Source organism: Caballeronia grimmiae, assembly GCF_022879615.1.
GTDB lineage: Bacteria > Pseudomonadota > Gammaproteobacteria > Burkholderiales > Burkholderiaceae > Caballeronia > Caballeronia grimmiae.
The window spans coordinates 199,501-213,039 of sequence record NZ_CP084272.1 but is presented as its reverse complement, the minus strand read 5'-3'; the positions used below and the strand labels follow the sequence as shown (position 1 = coordinate 213,039).

General features: G+C 65.0%; 10 protein-coding genes and 1 tRNA gene. 2 read left to right on the top strand and 9 right to left on the bottom strand.

Annotated features, from left to right (window positions below; translation table 11 throughout):
• Positions 1 to 24: 24 nt before the first annotated feature.
• The 5 genes from LDZ21_RS14670 to LDZ21_RS14650 all read right to left on the bottom strand — a co-directional run bounded on the left by LDZ21_RS14670 (position 25) and on the right by LDZ21_RS14650 (position 6,574).
• Positions 25 to 101, bottom strand: a tRNA-Ile gene (locus tag LDZ21_RS14670).
• A 153-nt stretch (positions 102 to 254) separates the two neighbouring features.
• Positions 255 to 2,309, bottom strand: a complete 2,055-nt coding sequence (rpoD, locus tag LDZ21_RS14665; RefSeq protein WP_244795557.1) for an RNA polymerase sigma factor RpoD — start codon at positions 2,307 to 2,309, stop codon at positions 255 to 257.
• Positions 2,310 to 2,736: 427 nt separating this feature from the next.
• Positions 2,737 to 4,620 (bottom strand): DNA primase, encoded by a 1,884-nt coding sequence (dnaG, locus tag LDZ21_RS14660; RefSeq protein WP_244795556.1) that lies wholly within the window; start codon positions 4,618 to 4,620, stop codon positions 2,737 to 2,739.
• 21 nt (positions 4,621 to 4,641) lie between these two features.
• The gene (locus tag LDZ21_RS14655; RefSeq protein WP_244795555.1) at positions 4,642 to 5,088 is read right to left on the bottom strand and encodes a GatB/YqeY domain-containing protein; all 447 of its coding nucleotides are present in this window, start codon (positions 5,086 to 5,088) and stop codon (positions 4,642 to 4,644) included.
• Positions 5,089 to 5,347: 259 nt separating this feature from the next.
• Positions 5,348 to 6,574, bottom strand: a complete 1,227-nt coding sequence (locus LDZ21_RS14650; protein WP_244795554.1) for a BaiN/RdsA family NAD(P)/FAD-dependent oxidoreductase — start codon at positions 6,572 to 6,574, stop codon at positions 5,348 to 5,350.
• A gap of 61 nt (positions 6,575 to 6,635) precedes the next feature.
• Between LDZ21_RS14650 and tsaD the strand changes: the two genes are divergently transcribed.
• Positions 6,636 to 7,664 (top strand): tRNA (adenosine(37)-N6)-threonylcarbamoyltransferase complex transferase subunit TsaD, encoded by a 1,029-nt coding sequence (gene tsaD, locus LDZ21_RS14645; protein ID WP_244795553.1) that lies wholly within the window; start codon positions 6,636 to 6,638, stop codon positions 7,662 to 7,664.
• Here the strand turns inward: tsaD and LDZ21_RS14640 are convergent.
• The gene (locus LDZ21_RS14640; protein ID WP_244795552.1) at positions 7,661 to 8,293 is read right to left on the bottom strand and encodes a glutathione S-transferase family protein; all 633 of its coding nucleotides are present in this window, start codon (positions 8,291 to 8,293) and stop codon (positions 7,661 to 7,663) included. The two genes, tsaD and LDZ21_RS14640, sit on opposite strands and share 4 nt — an antisense overlap.
• A gap of 32 nt (positions 8,294 to 8,325) precedes the next feature.
• On the bottom strand, positions 8,326 to 9,564 hold the full coding sequence (locus LDZ21_RS14635) for an MFS transporter (RefSeq protein WP_244795551.1): 1,239 nt from the start codon (positions 9,562 to 9,564) through the stop codon (positions 8,326 to 8,328).
• Between the two features lie 103 nt (positions 9,565 to 9,667).
• On the opposite strand from LDZ21_RS14635, the gene LDZ21_RS14630 reads away from it, so the two are divergent.
• Positions 9,668 to 10,564, top strand: a complete 897-nt coding sequence (locus LDZ21_RS14630) for a LysR substrate-binding domain-containing protein (protein ID WP_244795550.1) — start codon at positions 9,668 to 9,670, stop codon at positions 10,562 to 10,564.
• Between the two features lie 51 nt (positions 10,565 to 10,615).
• On the opposite strand, the gene folE2 is transcribed toward LDZ21_RS14630, so the two are convergent.
• A complete protein-coding gene (folE2, locus tag LDZ21_RS14625) occupies positions 10,616 to 11,413 on the bottom strand; it encodes a GTP cyclohydrolase FolE2 (protein WP_244795549.1) in 798 nt (265 codons plus the stop codon).
• A 158-nt stretch (positions 11,414 to 11,571) separates the two neighbouring features.
• Positions 11,572 to 13,482 carry a 1-deoxy-D-xylulose-5-phosphate synthase gene (gene dxs / locus LDZ21_RS14620; RefSeq protein WP_244795548.1) on the bottom strand — a complete coding sequence of 637 codons (1,911 nt, stop codon included), beginning with the start codon at positions 13,480 to 13,482 and terminating at the stop codon, positions 11,572 to 11,574.
• Between the last annotated feature and the right edge of the window lie 57 nt (positions 13,483 to 13,539).

Below are 13,539 nucleotides of genomic sequence, written 5' to 3'. Positions count from 1 at the left end.
GTATTTGATTTTACGAAGGAATTTTGGTGGGCCGGGTGGGACTCGAACCCACTGTCGGTCGATTATGAGTCGACAGCTTATACCAGTTAAGCTTCCGGCCCTGAGACAGCGCAAACAAGCGCAGCGAGCAAAAAGAGACAAAAAGAAAGCGCCGCAGCGGCGCTTTCTGATGCTTCAGAAAGATGCGCAAGGCGACTCTCGAAGGTCTGCGAGTTTGCCTTACAACGTCTCTCAATACAAGCCCGCCGAACGCATCAACTGCCTTCGAGGAACGATTTCAGCTTGTCCGACCGGCTCGGATGACGCAGCTTGCGCAACGCCTTCGCCTCGATCTGCCGGATCCGCTCGCGCGTCACGTCGAATTGCTTGCCAACTTCCTCCAGCGTGTGATCCGTGCTCATCTCGATGCCGAACCGCATCCGCAGCACCTTCGCCTCACGCGGGGTCAGCGAGTCCAGCACGTCCTTCACCACATCGCGCATGCTCGCATGCAACGCTGCATCCGCCGGCGCGACCGTGTTGTTGTCCTCGATGAAATCGCCGAGATGCGAGTCGTCGTCGTCGCCGATCGGCGTCTCCATCGAAATCGGCTCCTTCGCAATCTTCATGATCTTGCGGATCTTGTCCTCCGGCATCTCCATCTTCTCGGCCAGCGTCGCCGGATCCGGCTCCAGACCGGTCTCCTGCAGAATCTGCCGCGAAATGCGGTTCATCTTGTTGATCGTTTCGATCATATGAACCGGAATGCGGATGGTGCGCGCCTGGTCCGCAATAGACCGCGTAATGGCCTGCCGGATCCACCACGTCGCGTACGTCGAGAACTTGTACCCGCGACGATATTCGAACTTGTCCACCGCCTTCATCAGGCCGATATTGCCTTCCTGAATCAGATCCAGGAACTGCAAGCCGCGATTCGTGTACTTCTTCGCGATCGAAATCACGAGACGCAAGTTCGCCTCGGTCATCTCCCGCTTCGCCTGCCGCGCCTTCAATTCGCCCGCCGCCATCTGACGATTCGTTTCCTTCAAATCCTTCAGCGGCAGCACCACGCGTGCTTGCAAATCCAGCAGACGCTGCTGCTGTTCGCGAATGGCCGGAATGTTGCGCTCAAGCACGGCGCTATACTCATGACCTTCGGCAACGACCTTGTCCGCCCAGTCGAGGTCCGTCTCGTTGCCCGGAAAACGCGAGATGAACTCGGCGCGCGGCATGCCGCACTTGTCGACGACCGTATGCAGAATCTGCCGCTCGACCTGACGCACTTCGTCGACCTGGGCGCGCAGCGTGTCGCACAGGCGCTCGACGGTGCGCGCCGTGAAGCGAATCGACATCAGCTCGGTCTGGATCGCCTCCTGCGCCTTCAGATAGGCCTTCGACTTGTAGCCTTCCTTCTCGTACGCGCGGCGCATCTTCTCGAACCACTCGCTAATCAGCGAGAACTTCTCGAGCGACTGGCGCTTGAGCGCCTCGAGTTGCGCGGCGTTGGCGCTGGCTTGCGCAGCGCCGTCGTCCTCTTCCTCTTCTTCGTCGCTTTCCTCGTCCGTTTCCTCTTCCTCGGATTCGATCGCCTCGGCTTCCTGCTCGGAAAAGCCGTCGGTGTCTTCCGCGTTCGGATCGATCAGGCCGTCGACGAGTTCGTCCACGCGCGTTTCCTCGTTCTGCACGCGCTCGGCCATCGCGAGAATGTCCGCGATGGTCGTCGGGCAGGCGGAAATCGCCATGACCATGTGCTTGAGGCCGTCCTCGATGCGCTTCGCGATCTCGATTTCGCCCTCGCGCGTCAGCAACTCGACCGTGCCCATCTCGCGCATGTACATGCGCACGGGATCGGTCGTGCGGCCGAATTCGGAATCGACGGTGGACAGCGCGACTTCGGCCTCTTCCTCGACTTCATCGTCCGAGGATGCGTTCGGCGCGTTGTCATTTAGAAGCAGCGTCTCGGCATCGGGCGCCTGCTCGTACACCGCCACGCCCATGTCGTTGAACGTGCTGATGATGCCTTCGATCGCCTCGGTTTCCGTGAAGTTGTCCGGGAGGTGATCGTTGATCTCGGCGTACGTGAGAAAGCCGCGCTCCTTGCCCAGCTTGATGAGCGCGCGCAGCTTGGAGCGGCGCTCCTCCAGCTCTTCGACCGTGCCGGGCGCGCTCGACGCGAACGCGTCCTTCAGCAGCGCCTTCTCCTTCGCGCGGCGATCGCGAGCCCTGGCCTTCTCGACCTTCGCCGCAGGTGCGGCAGCCGGCTCTGCGTTTTGCGTTGCGTCGTCTTCGACGGGTACATCGTTCAGCTTTTTCGTCATGGAGTTCGCCATACAGGCTCTAGTCTCGACTCGCGGCTGCCGGACGGCAACCGATTGAACCGTGAATACCCAATGCGCACGCCGCTTCCTGCTGACCTGCCGCGTGCCCCTGCCCGGAGCCCTATCGCGGTTCGAACGCACTGCGCCCGATCGTGAATCGCTCTACCCGCAATAGCAGCCGGTTCGCTTGCGCCCGTCTGTTCGTCGGCGTGCTTTTCCGCCCGTTCCCGCGTGTCTCGGCACGCCTTCGCGGCGCATTACTGCACTCGCCGCAACCGCGTCCGCTCGACAGCCGATTCAGCCAGCGCCTTGCTTCACCCTACCCGACCTTCCCGATCTACTCTGTCACGCGTCGCTCGCTGGCTCGCGCCGACCTGACGCGAACCCGACAAACTAAGTGACTAAAAACAACGAATTTTGAACTTTTTATTATAGCAGTTCACCTTTCGGCATCTGCGCTAGCGGCCCTGCCAGCCTTGATCTGCGCGACTTTTGCCGACAGGTCCGAAAATTCCGCGACCTCTTCCGCCGACAAGTTCGATTGCCGCGCCAGTTGATCCAGCCGCGCCCGGTACGTGTCGTGACGCAGCTTCACCACCGTTGCCTGCAATTCCTCCGCTAACAGACGCTTCTGCTCTTCCACGCGCTCCGCCGCGCCTTCATCCGATGGATCGCGGAGCAGCAGATCTCGCACGTTTTCATCATAGGCGAGAATTTCCTGGAAGATATCCTCGTATGTAGGCGCATTTGCAGCATTTCTCAAGACATCCGACAGCATCTGGAACTCCGCCGCGCCGCCCAGTTCACGTGCGTGGCCGATCACTTCGCTGAACAATTCGCCGTGCTCGGTCATGGTGACGAGCGTGCGTTCGCCCTCCCCATCGAGCGATACCGCGATGCCCGGATACATCACCAGATTACGCAGCGCGCGCTGTTCCTGGCCGGTCACGCGACGGCGTTCGCTCTTCGGCACCGACGCGCGGGCGACGGCGGCGGCGCGCGAATCAATGTCGCACAGCGCCGCAATTTCCGTGAACGGTGTATCGAGCCGGTCAGCGAGCATATGCAGGATCTGCACCCGCAACGCGTTCGCCGGAAGCGCCTGCAGGAGCGGCTTGGCGTCGAAGAGCGCCTTTGCGCGGCCCTCCGGCTGTTCCAGCTCCTTGTCGTTCAGCACCTCGTTGAGCAGAAATTGCGACAACGGCATTGCGCGGTCGACCTGCTCGCCAAAGCCGTCCGTGCCGAACTCGCGGACGTAGCTGTCCGGGTCGTGCTCCTTCGGCAGGAACAGGAACTTCACGGTGCGGTTGTCGGCGGCGTGCGGCAGCGCTGCTTCGAGCGCGCGACGCGCGGCGCGGCGGCCAGCGGAATCGCCGTCGAAGCTGAACACCACGGTGTCCGTCTGGCGAAAAAGCTTTTGCACGTGGACCGGCGTGCAGACGGTGCCGAGCGTCGCCACGGCGTTCGCGAAACCCAGCTGCGCGAGCGCCACGACGTCCATATAGCCTTCGACGACGAGCGCATAACCCAGTTCGCGGATCGCAAGACGCGCTTCGAACAGGCCGTAGAGCTCGCTTCCCTTGCTGAACAAGGGCGTCTCCGGCGAATTCAGGTACTTCGGCTCGCCGCCGTCTAGCACGCGTCCGCCGAAGCCGATGACATTGCCCTTCACATTGCGTATCGGGAACATCACGCGCTCGCGGAAGCGGTCGTAGCGGCGCACCTGGCCTTGCGCGTCCGTCTTCTCGCTGACGATCACGAGGCCCGCTTCGACGAGATTGTCGTTGCGATAATCCGGGAACGCGGTTTCGAGGTTCTGCCAGCCGTCGGGCGCATAGCCGAGGCCGAAGCGCGCGGCGATCTCGCCGGTCAGGCCGCGCTTCTTCAAATACGCGATGGCGTTCGGCGCGGCGCGCAACTGCTTGCGGTAAAAATCGCAGGCAGTTTGCATCACCTCGGTCAATGCGGTGCTGACCGCCTTGCTCGGCGCGCTCTCGCCGCCACCCGAGCCGCCGCGAAACGAATTCGAAGGCTCTTGCGGCACCGTCAGCCCCGCGCCTTGCGCGAGGTCTTTCACCGCCTCCGGAAACGTCAGCCCCGTGTGTTCCATCAGGAAGCCGATTGCCGTGCCGTGCGCGCCGCAGCCGAAGCAGTGATAAAACTGCTTGGTCGGGCTGACCGTGAACGACGGGCTCTTCTCGTTATGGAACGGGCACAGGCCCATGAAATTCGCGCCGCCCTTCTTCAACTGGACGTAGCGGCCCACCACGTCGACGATATCGACGCGATTGAGCAAATCCTGCAGGAATGCGTGCGGAATCACCGGTAGTCAGCGCGGCGTGCGTTACTTGGCGAGCGCGGCTTTGACCTGCGCGGACACGGCGGTCATGTCCGCCTTGCCCGCGAGCTTCGGCTTCAGCACGCCCATCACCTTGCCCATGTCCTGCGGACCGGCGGCGCCCGTCGCGGCGATCGCGGCCTGCACTTCGGCGGCGATGGCATCGGAGGAAAGCTGCTCGGGCATGTACGCGGACAGAATGGCCAGTTCGGCCTTTTCCTTGTCGGCGAGATCGGTGCGGCCGGCCGATTCGAACTGGCTGATCGAATCCTTGCGCTGCTTGATCATCTTGTCGATGACCGCGGTCACGGCGGCGTCGTCGAGCGTCACGCGATCGTCGACTTCACGCTGCTTGATCGCCGCGAGCAGCAGACGAATCGTGCCGAGGCGCTCGGTTTCCCGTGCGCGCATCGCGGTCTTCATGTCGTCGTTGATCTGGTCTTTGAGGCTCATCGTTCACCCGGTGCAATTGCGAAATGGAAAGTCCCGACCGACGTTCGACCGCGCCGCGAAAGCAAAAACCCGCTTGGGAGCGCCTCCTCAAGCGGGACTGTAGCGAGTCGTTGGAAGCTCCGAGCGATGCGCGCCGCCGTAACGCCAGTCAGAGCGAAGGAGCGGCGCGAGAGCGCACAAGGAATCCTCCGATGACCGTCCGAGTATAGCAAACGGGTTCGCGTTTCGAGACCGGCAAAACGCCCGTCCGCGCGCCCCCTCAGGCGACTTTTGCGATGCCGTGCGCGTACTCGGCTGCCGCCTTGCCCGCCGCGACGCCGGATGCCCACGCCCACTGAAAGTTGTAGCCGCCGAGCCAGCCGGTGACGTCCACCGCCTCGCCGACGAAGTACAGTCCCGCGACGCGCTCGCTCATCATCGTGGCCGACGACAGTTCGCGCGTATCGACGCCGCCGCGCGTCACTTCCGCCTTGCGATAACCCTCGGTGCCGCTCGGCGTGAGCGTCCAGTCCGACAGCGACGCGCCGAGCGCCTTGAGCGTGCGATCGGGCAGATCGGCAAGGCGCGCATCGACGGGCACGCGCTGCGCGTCGAGCCACGCATGCGCGAGCCGCGCGGGCAGATGCTCGGTCAGGAAATTGCCGATCTGCTTCTTCGATCCCGCTTTCGCGTCGAGCAGAAGCTCCGTCGCGTCCAGTTCGGGCAGCAGATCGACGTGGATCGCCTCCGACGTGTTCCAGTAGCTGGAGATTTGCAACACGCCCGGCCCCGACAACCCGCGATGCGTGAGCAGCAAGTCCTCGTCGAACTCGCCGCGCGTCTTCGCTTTGCCCGCGCTGATGCGAACCGGCAGCGAAAGCCCGGACAACGCGGCGAACGGGGCCCAGTCGGCGGAGGTGAACGTGAGAGGCACGAGCGCAGGATGCGTATCGACGAGCTTGTGCCCGAACTGCTTCGCGACGCGATAACCAAAATCCGTCGCGCCGATCTTCGGGATCGACAGTCCGCCCGTCGCGATCACGAGCGCGGCCGCGTGAATCGCGCCGGCAGTCGTATCGAGCGTGAAGCGCGCGCCGTCGTGACGGATCGCATGAACGCTCACCGGACGCCGCCACGCGACGCCGCCGGCATCGCATTCGCTGCGCAGGACGTCGATGACCGTCTCGCTCGAATCGTCGCAGAAGAGCTGGCCTTTGTGCTTCTCGTGCCACTTCACGCGGTATTGCTTGAGCAGCTCGAGAAAGTCGCGCGGCGTGTAGCGGGCGAGCGCCGAGCGGCAGAAATGCGGATTCGCCGACAAGAAGTTCGCCGGCTGCGCGTTGATGTTGGTGAAGTTGCAGCGGCCGCCGCCCGAGATGCGGATTTTTTCCGCGAGGCGCTCGGCGTGGTCGATGAGCACGACGCGCCGGCCCGCCTGAGCCGCGACGGCCGCGCACATCATGCCGGCCGCGCCCGCGCCGATCACGGCGATGTCGAAGGATTCCATGCCGCGCATTGTAACCGGCGCCCGCTGGTATACTTTCCCGTTACCCTCCGACGTCCCGATCATGCTCGTTCTCGGCATCGAAAGTTCCTGCGACGAAACCGGCCTCGCGCTCTACGACACGGAGCGCGGCCTGCTCGCTCACGCGCTGCATTCGCAAATTGCGATGCACCGCGAGTACGGCGGCGTCGTGCCGGAACTGGCCTCGCGCGATCACATCCGCCGGGCGCTGCCGCTGCTCGAACAGGTGATGAGCGAGGCGAAAGTCGAGCGCGCCGCCATCGACGCCATCGCGTTCACGCAAGGGCCGGGGCTCGCGGGCGCGCTGCTGGTCGGCGCGAGCATCGCCAACGCGCTGGCGATGGCGTGGGACAAGCCGACGGTCGGCATCCATCATCTCGAGGGGCATCTGTTGTCGCCGCTGCTGGTCGATGCGCCGCCGCCGTTTCCGTTCGTCGCGCTGCTGGTCTCGGGCGGACATACGCAATTGATGCGCGTCACCGATGTCGGCGTCTACGAGACGCTCGGCGAAACGCTCGACGACGCCGCCGGCGAAGCGTTCGACAAGACCGCGAAGTTGCTCGGCCTCGGCTATCCGGGCGGGCCGGAAGTATCGCGGCTCGCGGAGTTCGGCACGCCGGGCGCGGTCACGCTGCCGCGTCCGATGCTGCACTCCGGCGACCTCGATTTCAGCTTCAGCGGCTTGAAAACCGCCGTGCTGACGCAGAGCCGCAAGCTCGGCGCGAACGTCTGCGAACAGTCGAAGGCGGATCTGGCGCGCGGTTTCGTCGATGCCGCCGTCGATGTGCTCGTCGCCAAGTCGCTCGCGGCGCTCAAGAATACGGGCCTGAAAAGGCTGGTCGTTGCGGGCGGCGTCGGGGCGAACCGGCAGCTGCGCGAGGCGCTGTCGGCGGCGGCGACGAGGCGGCGCTTCGACGTCCACTATCCCGATTTGTCGCTCTGCACGGATAACGGCGCGATGATCGCGCTGGCTGGCGCGCTGCGGCTCACGCGCTGGCCGGAGCAGGCCGTGCGCGACTACGCTTTCACCGTGAAGCCGCGCTGGGACCTGACCTCGCTGGCCCGCGCCTAGTTCTTTTTCGGCGGACTGAACGGCTGCACGACCGACTGAAACACGTCGAGCGCTTCGCAGCGATCACTATGCGCGATCAATGCCGGCCATCGCGCGCCAGCGAAAACCGGCGCGTGCGCCTCGCGGGCAAAACGCAGCGCGCACGCCACGGCGATATCCGCGTGACCGATCGATTCGCCGAACCAGAAGGGCGTCGGGCGCGCGGCGCGGTCGGCTTCGAGCGCATCGAGCACGCGCTCGACCTGCCCCCTGCAGCGATCCACCCACGCCTGCGACTCCTCCTCATGCAACACGCGTTCGTAGACCAGCGCGACGGCTTTGTCGGCGAGACCCGTCGCCAGCGCGCAAACCTTGAGCGCCTCGCGTCGCGCGGCGCCGTCCGATGCAATCAGCGCGCGCGCCGCACCCGCTTGTTCGTCGAGATAATCGAGGATCATCGCGCTTTCGATCAGCACGTCGCCGGAGTCGAGCACGAGCGTCGGCACGCGGATCAGCGGGTTGATCGGCGCGATCTTGCCGGCATCGCCGAAGACGGACCACGGACGATGCTCGTACGCGATGCCGTAAAGATGCAAAGCGATGCCGACGCGTCGCACGAACGGGGAATCGTATTGGCCGATGAGGATCATTCGCGCGCCCGGTAGTGTGAGAGACGGCCAGTTTAAGGTCGCGCGGGCCTCGGAAACAATGGCAGCGCGAGCGAGGCACACCCGCCCGCCGCGAGCCAGACGGCCGTCCACGAACCGGCGGCCAGCACGTGCGGAATCGCGATCGGCGTCAGAAACAGGCCGGCGTAGACGGCGGTGTTCGTCATTCCGAGTGCGGTGCCGGCGCGCGCGGTGCCCGCGAGCGTCGCCAGTTCGGTGTACGCGACGCCATGCCATGCCGATATCGACACGCCCGCCAGGACAATCATCGTCGCCAGCAATACGGGCGCGCCTGCCGCGCCGAACGCGGTCGCCACCGCCAGCGCCGCGAACGACGCCACCGCGATCCACGTCGATACACGCAGATACCCGCGACGATTGCCATGCCGGTCGGTGTAGCGGCCGCTCCACACGCGCATGATCATCGCGCCGAGCTGGAGCGCGCCCATCGTCACGCTGATCGACGTAACGCCGAAGCGGCCCGCATCGTGCAGAAAGACGGCGGCGAACGTCAGCACCGCGAACTGGGGCACGCACAGCACGCCGATGCCGAGCACCATGCGCCAGACGAGCACGTCGCCGAGCGGCGCGGCGCGCTTTTGCTGCGGATGCTGCGGCGGCTGCGCGGCGCGCGGCGGTTCGTGCAGCCAGCGCCAGGTGAATGCGCCGGACACTGCGCACATCGCGGCCAGTGCGCCGAACACGGCGGAAAAGCCGACCGACGACGCGAGCCACGGCAGCAACGCCGCGCCGATCCCGCCGCCGAGCGGCACGGCGGTCTGTCGGATGCTCATCGCGAGGCCGCGCTCCCCTTCCGCGAACCAGGCCATCACCGCGCGGCCGCTCGCGCCGTTGACGCTGCCGCCGAACAATCCGAGCGCGCACATGCCGGCTACGAGCCAGACGAGCGACGGTGCGCCCGCGCTTGCCGATGGCGCGACAAACACGCTCATCGCGACGAGCGCGATGGCGGTCGCGATCAGACCGAGCAGCAGCACGCGGCGATCGCCCCATCGGTCGGTCAGCAAGCCCCACGGCAATTCCGATACCGCCGCGCCCAGCCCGAGCGCGCCCAGCACGAGCCCGAGTTCCGCGTTGTTCAAGTAATAGCCGCTGCGCAACCACACGGCGGTCGTCGGTATCCCGGCCACGGCGGCGGCAAAGCTCGCGTTCGCCGCCACGCCCACGCCGAGCACTTTCCACCGATGCCCGCCGCCAACCGCAGGCGCGGTCGAATCGAAAGTCGTTGCCATGCCGCACCTCATAATCATTGACTGCGGCCAGTCTGACGTCTTAGCATCGTCCTGAAAATCAAATAGTTTTGCACCGATCATTCGGTTAACCGGGACAGTTGCCATGAGCCAAACGACATTCGATCTTGCCGTGCTGCGCAGTTTCGTCGCCGGGATGCAATTGGGAAGTTTTGCGAAGGCTGCGGATCAGGTCGGGCGATCGACGTCGGCAATCAGCGCGCAGCTTCGCAAGCTGGAGGAACAGGCGGGCATCGAACTCTTTCGCAAATCCGGGCGCGGCCTCGCGCTGACCGACGCCGGCGAAGTGATGCTCGGCTACGCGCGGCGCCTCGTCGAACTGAACGATGAAGCCGCCGTCGCGGTGCGCGGCGTCGATCTGGAAGGGTGGATCCGGCTCGGCCTGCAGGAAGATTTCGGCGAAGCCGTGCTGCCGGATGTGCTGGGCCGCTTTGCGCGGGCGCATCCGAAGGTGCGGATCGAGGCGCGCGTCGCACGAAATACGGAACTGCTGGAACGCATCGATACCGGCCAGCTCGATCTCGCGCTCGTGTGGGGCCTGGCGGGCGCGAAGGAATTCGAGCCGATCGCCGCGCCGCGCATGCGCTGGATCGGATCATCGACGGTGCCGTTTCAACGCGACGCAAACGAGCCGCTACCGTTGATCGCGTTCGATCGTCCGTGCGTCTTTCACAGCGCGGCGACGGCGGCGCTGGATCGCGCGGGCATCAAATGGCGCGTCGCGTTCACGAGCCCGAGCCTCGCGGGCCTCTGGGCCGCCGCAGCCGCAGGGCTTGGCGTGACGGTGCGAACGCGCTACGGGCTGCCGTCGACGGTGCGCGCGCTGGACGAATCCGAATGCGGCTTGCCGTCGCTGCCCTCGATTCCGCTCGCATTGCACCGCGCATCGGCGGGCGGTTCAGCGCCGGTCGAGCGGCTGGCGTCGCTCGTCGTCGAGTCGGTGCGGGAAGCGCATGTATCCGCGCAACCGGCGTTTGCATGAAAAAACCGGTCGCGCGGACCGGTTTTTCGTTAGAGGTGAGAGCGGAAACGCTCAGCGTTTGTCTCGCTCGATCACCGCATACGCGCTGTGATTGTGAATCGACTCGAAGTTCTCCGCTTCCAGCACATACGCGGCGATGCGATCGTCCGCGTTCAGCCGCACCGCGATATCGCGCACGAGGTCTTCGACGAACTTCGGATTCTCATAAGCGCGCTCGGTCACGAACTTCTCGTCGGGGCGCTTCAGCAAGCCCCAGAGTTCGCACGACGCCTCTTCTTCCGCGATACGCGCCAGTTCTTCCACCGCCACATCGCCGGCGAGTTCCGCTGTGATCGTCACGTGCGATCGCTGATTGTGCGCGCCGTACTGCGAAATCTTCTTCGAGCACGGACACAGGCTCGTCACCGGCACGAGCACTTTCAGCGACAGGCGCGTGTCGCCGTTGCGCTTTTCCGCGACGAACGTCACCTCGTAATCAAGCAGGCTTTGCACGCCGGAAATCGGCGCGGTCTTCATCACGAAATACGGCAGGCTCACTTCGATACGGCCCGAATGCGCTTCGAGCTTCGTGAGCATCGCGGTGAGCATGGTTTGCAGCGCGGCCTGATCGAGCGGCTCGCGATGCTCTTCCAGCAACGCGACGAAGCGCGACATGTGCGTGCCTTTCTGGTCGGCGGGCAGATGCACGTCGAGGTTCCATACGCCGACGCTCGGCTGCACGCCGCTCGCCGTCCTGACCGACAGCGGATGCCGCACGCCTTTGACGCCGACGCGCGCAATATCGATCTGACGCGTATCCGGCGTGCTCTGGACATCGGGCATGACGAAGGCGGGATTCATCTGGTTCATTTTTCTATGTCCTTCTACGCCGCCCGCGGAGACGACCGGCGTTGAGCGGCGATAAGCGATGAAACGCAAGCGGCGCGGGGAAAACCCCGCGCCGCATGGCTCAATTTACGTCCGGCGCGCCCGCACCCCGGGGCGTGCCTCTGCTCCAGGCTTTCGCGTCAGGCGACGCGCTTGGTCAGCTTACCCGCGCTTTCGACGGCAGTCAGAAAACGCTCGCGGATGGAACGCGCGATACCGGCGGCGTCGAGGCCAACGCTCGCGAGCAGCCTCGCGGGATCGCCGTGGTCGATGAAAACGTCTGGCAAGCCCAGTTGCAGCACCGGCTTGACGACGCCGCTCGCCAGCAGCGCTTCCACGCAGGCCGAGCCCGCGCCGCCCATGATCGAGCCTTCCTCGATGGTCACGATGGCGTCGTGCGTCGCAGCCAGTTCGCGCAGCAGGTCGGCGTCGACCGGCTTCACGAACCGCATATTGGCGACCGTCAAGTCCAGCTCGTCGGCGGCGGCGAGCGACGGCGCGACCATCGTGCCGAACGCGCAAATCGCGATGCGCTTGCCGGAGCCGAGCTTCTGCGACGATTCGCGGCGAATCTCGCCCTTGCCGACGGGAAGCGCGGTCATCTGCCTGACCGTGGCGACGCCCGTCCCCGCGCCGCGCGGATAGCGCACCGCAGTCGGGTTCGGCTGCTGCAGCGCGGTGTACAGCATCTGACGGCATTCGTTTTCGTCGGATGCGGCCATCACCGTCATGTTCGGGATGCAGCGCAGGAACGCGAGGTCGTAGTTGCCCGCGTGCGTCGCGCCGTCCGCGCCGACGAGGCCCGCCCGGTCGATTGCAAACACGACCGGCAAATTCTGCAACGCGACATCGTGAATCAACTGGTCGTAAGCGCGCTGCAAGAACGTCGAATAAATCGCGACGACGGGCTTCATGCCGTCAGCCGCGAGGCCGCCCGCGAACGTGACCGCGTGCTGCTCGGCGATGCCGACGTCGAAGTACCGGTCGGGGAAGCGCTTCTCGAATTCGACCATGCCCGAGCCTTCGCGCATCGCGGGCGTGATGCCGACCACGCGCGAGTCCTGCGCGGCGGCGTCGCACAGCCATTCGCCGAACACTTGCGTGTAGGTCTTCTTCGACGGCGCGGTCGACGGCTTGATGCCTTCGGCCGGATTGAACTTGCCGGGGCCGTGATACAGCACTGGATCGGCTTCGGCGAGCTTGTAGCCCTGGCCCTTCTTCGTGACGACGTGCAGGAACTGCGGGCCGCGCAATTCCTTGATGTTCTGCAGCGTCGGGATGAGCGACTCGAGATCGTGACCGTCGATCGGGCCGATGTAATTGAAGCCGAACTCTTCGAACAGCGTGGCCGGTACGATCATGCCCTTCGCGTGCTCTTCGAGCTTGCGCGCGAGATCCAGCACCGGCGGGGCGGCGCGCAGCACGCGCTCGACGCCCGCGCGCGCGGCGGCGTAGAAACGGCCCGACATCAGGCGCGCGAGATGGCGATTCAGCGCGCCGACCGGCGGCGAAATCGACATGTCGTTGTCGTTCAGGATGACGAGCAGCGGCAGGTCGTCGGCGACGCCCGCGTTGTTCATCGCCTCGAACGCCATGCCCGCCGTCATCGCGCCGTCACCGATCACGGCGATCGAGTAGCGGTTGTCGCCCTGCAGCTTGTTCGCGACCGCCATGCCGAGCGCCGCCGAAATCGACGTGCTCGAATGCGCCGTGCCGAACGTGTCGTAGGCGGATTCCGCGCGGCGCGGAAAGCCGGAGATGCCGCCAAGCTGACGCAGGCCGGGCATCTGATCGCGGCGGCCGGTCAGAATCTTGTGCGGATAAGTCTGATGGCCGACGTCCCACACGATGCGGTCGCTCGGCGTATCGAAGACATAGTGCAGCGCAATCGTCAGCTCGACCGTGCCCAGATTGGACGACAGATGGCCGCCCGTCTGCGACACGCTGTCGAGCACGTAGGCCCGCAGTTCGTCGGCAAGCGGCTGCAGTTGGCGTCGATCGAGGGCCCGAAGATCGGCCGGATCGTCGATGGATTTCAGCAAGTCGTACATCGTCGTCCCATTTTAGGAAAACTGGCGTGATTCGTTCAGCGCGATTGTTGCGCCGTG

Bases quoted from the DNA above. Each gene is read 5' to 3' on its own strand.
- rpoD (WP_244795557.1), bottom strand. From the start codon at position 2,309: ATGGCGAACTCCATGACGAAAAAGCTGAACGATGTACCCGTCGAAGAC.
- LDZ21_RS14655 (WP_244795555.1), bottom strand. From the start codon at position 5,088: ATGAGCCTCAAAGACCAGATCAACGACGACATGAAGACCGCGATGCGC.
- LDZ21_RS14650 (WP_244795554.1), bottom strand. From the start codon at position 6,574: ATGGAATCCTTCGACATCGCCGTGATCGGCGCGGGCGCGGCCGGCATG.
- tsaD (WP_244795553.1), top strand. From the start codon at position 6,636: ATGCTCGTTCTCGGCATCGAAAGTTCCTGCGACGAAACCGGCCTCGCG.
- LDZ21_RS14640 (WP_244795552.1), bottom strand. From the start codon at position 8,293: ATGATCCTCATCGGCCAATACGATTCCCCGTTCGTGCGACGCGTCGGC.
- LDZ21_RS14635 (WP_244795551.1), bottom strand. From the start codon at position 9,564: ATGGCAACGACTTTCGATTCGACCGCGCCTGCGGTTGGCGGCGGGCAT.
- LDZ21_RS14630 (WP_244795550.1), top strand. From the start codon at position 9,668: ATGAGCCAAACGACATTCGATCTTGCCGTGCTGCGCAGTTTCGTCGCC.
- folE2 (WP_244795549.1), bottom strand. From the start codon at position 11,413: ATGAACCAGATGAATCCCGCCTTCGTCATGCCCGATGTCCAGAGCACG.
- dxs (WP_244795548.1), bottom strand. From the start codon at position 13,482: ATGTACGACTTGCTGAAATCCATCGACGATCCGGCCGATCTTCGGGCC.